Below are 5,100 nucleotides of genomic sequence, written 5' to 3' on the forward strand. Positions count from 1 at the left end.
CCACGGCATCGGCAGCGGCAGCGCCGCCGGCAACGTCGTCGAATGTATTATAGGCAACCCATTCGCCTTCGGGCGGCAGGTTTTCCAGCATGAACAGCGGAATCTTCGATTCATTCGCCTTGCGCACGCCACCCTGCAACAGGGTCGCATCCACCGGGTTTAGAAGGATGATATCAGGCTGCTTGCTGACGACGTCGAGCAGCTGCGTCGTCTGGGTGCTAGCATCGCCCTTGCCGTCATAGACGGAAATGGTCATGCCCTTTTCAGCAGCGAGCTTCTTGACGTGCTCGACCAGCGTGACCTGGTATTCGTATTGCAGGCCGAAAGCGATATAGGCAAGGCTCTTGCCTTTCAACGCGCTTTCCTGCGCAAGGGCAGCCGTGCCGAAACCCGCGCTTCCCATCGTCAGTGCTGCGGCACCTGCAGCAAGGCTCAGAAACATCCGTCTTGTCGTCGTCATTGTTCTGTTGATATCCATGGTTTTTCTCCTCCCAATTGGACCACTTCTCCCGAACGACAGACAAGGAGAACCCGAGCATAACCGCTTGCGGTGATGCGTCCTGTTGCCGATGCTGTCACGAAAAGGCACGTTCAAGGACAAGCCGCGCGGTGCTGTGGAACGCGCCTGGACGGGCTTGCCGAGCTGTTCTGCTAGGACGGCTTGGGTTGCTTGCCCGCCTTGGTCGCGATAACTTTCTTGCGCATTCCAGCCTCCAGATAGCTTCTCCGGTAGACATCGAGCGCCGCGGCCGCTGCAATCACCAGTCCGCTCACCACCGAGTCCCAGTTCGGCGGCACGTTCAGCAAGTTGACGGCGTTTTGCACCAGTCCGAGCAGCAGGACCCCGAGCAGCATGCTGCCTATATTGCCTTCGCCGCCAAACAGGCTGACGCCGCCGATGACGACCGCGGCGATGACGGCAAGCTCCAGTCCCTGCGCAGCGGTTGCCGCGCCCGCCTCGAAGCGTGCGGTGATCAAGAGACCTGCGACGGCAGACATCAGGCCCGAAATCATGAAGGCGGCGATGATCACGCGCTCGGTCTTGATACCGGCGAGCCTTGCCGCGAGCGGATTGCCGCCGGTTGCATAGACGGACCGGCCGAAGCGGGTGCGCGACAATACGATCTGGGCAAGGGCGGCCAGAACCAGGGTCAGCACGATCACGCCCGGAATGCCGAAAACGCGGCTTGCCTGAAGCTCGATGAAAATGCGCGGGACTGGCGCGATGTTGGTACCGCCGGAATAGATATAGGCAAGGCCGCGGGCGATCGTCATCGTTGCCAGGGTTGCGATCAGCGCCGGTATGCGCAGCTTCGTCACCGCAAGACCGTTGATCAGGCCGACGCCCAGACCGGCAACGAGTGCGGCCAGGATGGCAATCTCAGGCGAAAAGCCCTGGAACTGAACAAGGCCGACGGCAAGGACCGACGACAGAACCAGCACGGAGGCCACCGAGAGATCGATGCCGGATACCAGAATTACGAAAGTCTGGCCGATGGCGACAACCGCGATGATGGTTGCCGACTGCAGCACGTTCTCGATATTGCGGATGGTTGCAAAGACCGGGCTGAGCGTGCTCATCACCGCGCTGCCCAAAAGAATAACCGCCATCAGGCCGAGGCTTTGCATCAGGTCGATGAAGGACAATTTACCCCGCAGCGACGAAAGCCCTCCGGATCGCCGGGGCACAAGATCGGTCATAGGTGCGTTCTCCACTGCCATTCGTCGTTCTCCTCGCCTTGGTGCCGCGCGCATCCTCCGGATGCAGACATGCAGGCGCCAATATTAGAATATTCTTTCATCCGAGCGCCCGCCCGGATGACGCGGTTAGCCTGTCGTGGCAAAGCTCATGATCGTTTCGCTGGTCGCCTCTTCCCGTGTCAGCGATGCGGAAATCCGGCCGGAGCGCATCACCAGCACGCGATCGGTGAGCGTCAATATTTCCGGCAATTCCGAACTGATGAGCAGAATGGCCATGCCGCTTTCGGCCAATCGCAGGATCAGCTCGCTGATTTCTGATTTCGCCCCGACATCGATGCCCTTTGTTGGCTCGTCGAGGATCAACAGTTTCGGCTTGCGCGCCAGCCATCGGGCCAGCACCACTTTTTGCTGATTGCCGCCCGAGAGCGTTGAAACACGCGTGCTCGATGACGGTGTCTTGACGGACAGAGCCCGAATCTCGCGATCGGCGATCTCCTGCTCCCGGGCCATGCTGAGAAACCCGAAACTCGAGATGCGATCGAGCAGGCTGAGCGTTACATTACTCTTGACGCTCATCAGCCCGACCAGGGCCTGCCGGCGGCGGTCTTCCGGAACAAGGCCGATTCCAGCCTCGATGGCGGCCTTCGGATCATTCGGCCGGATCGGTTCCCCGGCAATCTCGACGGAACCGCTGTCATAGGGATCGATGCCGAAGATGCACGAGGCAACTTCGCTGCGCCCTGCCCCGACAAGGCCGGACATGCCGACGATTTCGCCGGCACGGACGTCGAAGGAGATATCGCTGAGCACGTTCTGGCGCGAAAGATTGCTGACCCGTAGCACCACGTCGCCAATGGGGCGTTTGCTGAGAATCGTATCGCGAACCTCACGACCGACCATCATGCGAATGACCTTGTCGTGGTCGAGCTCGCAGATCGGACGGCTGCCGACCAGTCGGCCGTCGCGCAGAACCGTGACGCGGTCGGCGATCCGGAAGACTTCGTCCAGCCAATGCGACACGAAGACGATGCTCATGCCCTTGCTTTTCAGATCATCGACGACTGCAAACAGGCGGTCGATTTCCGGTGGCGAGAGCGAGGTCGTCGGCTCGTCCATGATGAGGACCTTGGAATCCTCGGAGATCGCCCGGGCGATCTCGACCAATTGCTGGTCAGCCGACGACAGGCGACCGGCAGGGGTGGAGGGATTGAGATGCGGGGCGACCCGCAGAAGGGCGGCGGCCGCCTTCGCGCGCTGGCGCTTCATCTGCACCCAACCATAGCGGGTCGGCCATCGGCCGAGCATGATGTTTTCCGCCACCGACATGGCCGGCACCAGATGCGCATCCTGGTGAATGGTCGCAACACCGATATGGTGGGCCGAGGACGGGTCTGCATGCAAAGGCGCGCCATCGACCGTGATCTCGCCGTCATCCGGCGCATAGAAGCCGGCCATCATCTTGATGAGGGTGGACTTTCCCGCACCGTTTTCGCCGAGAAGGGCCGTCACCTCTCCCGCCCGCACATCGAAATCGACATTGTCGAGCGCCAGCACGCCGGGAAAGGACTTGGTGACGCCACGGGCCACAAGAACGGCACGAGGGACACCCTTGTCGGCCGGCAGCGCGATATGATCGGCAATGCTCACGACAACGCTCCAAGGCGCACGGCAGCCAGGCTTCTTGCGAACAGGCGCATGAACGGTCCCCCAATTGTTTTGCGGCTCCTCCAAGAACCAGCCACAGACTGAAAGAGCATGCCCTTTCGCTGCGATTACGGCACGCTATTGGTCCGGTATTCGCTTGTCAACTGGTACTTACAGCAGACCAGTAAATTTTCTCCTCCATAGATAAAACCACCCTCATGGGGACTGAATATTTCGAGCACGGATGACCGACGCCTCCGAGAAAATTGACGTTCAGATTTTTCATTCGCCAATAATATTCCTAACTATAAGAAAATAAATGACTTTATAAAACGCCTCATCCGTCGTTAGCCAGGATTTCGGGCGGTGATCGGGACGCCGCCTTCGGGAAGCGCCCTCCTGAACAGCCCATCCTACTGCCGCAATTTTTATTTTTTCAGGTGACAGCGTCAGAACAATCGTTTAACTGGTCCATTAACTAGTCCAGCGTCGGTGAGCAAATGGCAACTCCGCTTTCCCCTCTACACGAAACGATCCACAAACAGACGGCCAAGGAAATGATCCGGGACAAGATCGTTTCCCTGATCGCTTCAGGCATCCTGCAGGTCGGAGACGAACTGCCGAGCGAGCGAGAATTGGCGACCATGCTGATGGTCAGCCGCGAGACCGTGCGCGGCGCGGTTCAGCGCCTGGCATCCGAAGGTATCGTCCAGGTCTCCCAGGGCGCCCGTACGCGGGTGGCAAGGGTCGATGTCGAAGTCGGCGCCCAGAGGATCGGCGTCACCAACCCCACATCGATCAATGGATACAGCCTCGACGCCGTCCACGCCGCCCGCCTTCTCGTGGAAACCGCCGTCGTCGCCGATGCGGCCAAGCATCTGAGCGACGACGATATAAGGCGGCTGGAGGATTCGATCGCTGCCCAGCAGATGGCGTGCAACGATCCGGTCCGCTTTCTCATCTGCGACCGGGAATTCCATCTGACGATCTATTATGCGTCGCCAAACCGGCTGCTCGCCGATTTCGTGGTCGATCTCTACACCTATATGCTCGACCATCGCCGTATTGCCATGGCCCAGCCCGGCGCCATCGAAAAGAGCCTGGAGGACCACCGGTTCATCGTTCGCGCACTTAAAATGCGCAATCCGGACGCCGTGGCTGCGGCCTTCTCCGAGCATATTCTGCGCATCCACGATACCAGCCTTGCGGTCGATGAAGGGAAAAATGCCCAAGCGGCGGCCCCCTTCACCGTCACGGATGGCGACAAGGAGCCTGCTTGACATGAACATACTGATTATTGGCGCCGCCGGCATGCTTGGCCGCAAGCTCGTCCAATCGCTCGTCGCCAAAACAACCCTGCAGGGTCGGCCGATCCGCCGCCTTGTCCTGGCCGATATCGTCGCGCCGGAGCAGCCTGCATTCGACGGCGAGATCGAAACCGTCGCCGCCGATCTTTCGCTTCCGGGCACCGCCGAGCGGCTGATTCAGTCTCGCCCGGACCTTATCTGCCACCTGGCGGCCGTCGTGTCGGGTGAAGCGGAGGCCGATTTCGAAAAGGGCTACAGCGTCAATCTCGATGGCACGCGCTCATTGTTCGAGGCGATCCGCCTCGCCGGCAAGGACCGCCCCTATTGCCCCAAGGTGGTCTTCACCTCGTCCATCGTCGTCTTCGGCGAACCCTTGCCCGATATCATCGACGACAATCATTGCCTGACCCCGTTGACCAGCTACGGCACGCAGAAGGCTATCGGCGAA

At 60.1% G+C, this 5,100-nt stretch carries 5 protein-coding genes; 2 read left to right on the forward strand and 3 right to left on the reverse strand.

The window, feature by feature from the left end:
- From VL202_RS03495 to VL202_RS03505, 3 genes are all read right to left on the reverse strand, one after another.
- Positions 1–478: substrate-binding domain-containing protein (locus VL202_RS03495; protein WP_325462783.1), on the reverse strand; the 478-nt coding region annotated here is incomplete at its 3' end.
- Between the two features lie 173 nt (positions 479–651).
- Complete coding sequence (locus VL202_RS03500) at positions 652–1,701, reverse strand: ABC transporter permease (RefSeq protein WP_325462784.1); 1,050 nt, start codon at positions 1,699–1,701, stop codon at positions 652–654.
- Positions 1,702–1,827: 126 nt separating this feature from the next.
- Positions 1,828–3,348, reverse strand: a complete 1,521-nt coding sequence (locus VL202_RS03505; RefSeq protein WP_325462785.1) for a sugar ABC transporter ATP-binding protein — start codon at positions 3,346–3,348, stop codon at positions 1,828–1,830.
- A 497-nt stretch (positions 3,349–3,845) separates the two neighbouring features.
- Between VL202_RS03505 and VL202_RS03510 the strand changes: the two genes are divergently transcribed.
- Together VL202_RS03510 and VL202_RS03515 are read left to right on the forward strand one after the other, a co-directional pair.
- Positions 3,846–4,625: a FadR/GntR family transcriptional regulator gene (locus tag VL202_RS03510; RefSeq protein ID WP_056335963.1), complete on the forward strand. Its 780-nt coding sequence runs from the start codon at positions 3,846–3,848 to the stop codon at positions 4,623–4,625.
- 1 nt (position 4,626) lies between these two features.
- A partial coding sequence (locus VL202_RS03515; RefSeq protein ID WP_325462786.1) for an NAD-dependent epimerase/dehydratase family protein occupies positions 4,627–5,100 on the forward strand: 474 nt, incomplete at its 3' end.

The sequence above is a fragment of the Pararhizobium sp. genome (assembly GCF_035497515.1).
GTDB lineage: Bacteria > Pseudomonadota > Alphaproteobacteria > Rhizobiales > Rhizobiaceae > Pararhizobium.